Below are 1,282 nucleotides of genomic sequence, written 5' to 3' on the forward strand. Positions count from 1 at the left end.
GGCAAATTCATACGGTCATTGCAACAACATGGATCTTAGGAGTTGCAATGCCAAGTGGTTACCCGCATCCGCCGGCGGTGCGTCGGGAGTTGTTTGACCGGGTCTGTCGGGGAGTGCCACTGTTTCGGGCGGCTCAAGACATGGGCGTGTCAACGACCCGAGCGTGGGTCTGGTGGCGCGATGCTGGCGCGATGAAACTGCACATCGGTGGTCGAGGTGAAGGTGAGCGGGGCCTGGTCGAGGCGGGCAACATGTCCCTGCCGGGCGGACGGGGTCATCGGCTCAGCGTCGAGGAGCGGGTAGAGATTATGCGGGGCCGCGATGCCGGGCTCAGCGACGCTGAGATCGCAGACCAACTGGGCCGCGACCGCACCACGATCTACCGCGAGACTCGGCGTAACTGCAACGCCGATGGTGATTACCACGCCCTCATGGCGCACGCGCGTGCCGGGGAGAAGGCCCGCCGTCCCAAGGAATTCAAGCTCAACGATCCTCAGTTGTGCGCTGCCATCGAACGATGGATGGACGACGGGTGGAGCCCGAAGCTGATCGCTGAGATGTTGGCACGTGATCACCCCGATGACAAGCTGGCACGGGTGAGCCACGAAACCATCTATACGTGTCTCTACGTCCAAGGCCGCGGCCAGCTGCGCGCCGAGCTCAACAAGTGCTTGTCGACCAAACGAACAGCCCGCAAACCCCGAGGCAGTACCGAGCGCCGCGGGAAGTTCAGTGATGTCATCACCATCAGCCAGCGCCCCGCCGTCGTCGATGACCGCGCCGTGCCCGGACATTGGGAGGGCGACCTCATCCTGGGCGCCGGATGCGCCAGTTCGATCGGCACCCTGGTCGAGCGCAGCACCCGATTCACCATCTTGTTGCACCTGCCCCACAACCACACCGCCGATTCGGTGGCCACCGCGATGATCGAGGCGATGAATGAGTTGCCGGCTCATCTGCGTCGCACTATCACCTGGGACCGTGGCAGCGAGATGGCCAACTGGCACGACATCAGCCTGCAACTACAAGCGCCGGTCTACTTCTGCGATCCCCATTCACCCTGGCAGCGTGGCAGCAACGAAAACACGAATCGACTGCTGCGGTTCTGGTTCCAAAAAGGCACCGACCTCAGCGGCTACACCAAAGCCGACCTCAAACGGATCCAAGACAAACTCAACACCCGGCCCCGGCCCACCCTCGACTACGACACCCCCGCCCAACGCTTAGCAGCCCTGCTCGATCAAGCCGCCTAACCGCGTTGCACTAACCACTTGACATTGAG

Annotated in this window: 1 protein-coding gene; it reads left to right on the forward strand. The window is 62.6% G+C overall.

All coding sequences use genetic code 11. The annotated features are described in order from the left end of the window. Positions 1-47 precede the first annotated feature (47 nt). On the forward strand, positions 48-1,253 hold the full coding sequence (locus AWC08_RS23900) for an IS30 family transposase (RefSeq protein WP_069435681.1): 1,206 nt from the start codon (positions 48-50) through the stop codon (positions 1,251-1,253). The last annotated feature ends 29 nt before the right edge of the window (positions 1,254-1,282 follow it).

The sequence above is a fragment of the Mycobacterium gordonae genome, assembly GCF_002101675.1.
GTDB lineage: Bacteria > Actinomycetota > Actinomycetes > Mycobacteriales > Mycobacteriaceae > Mycobacterium > Mycobacterium gordonae.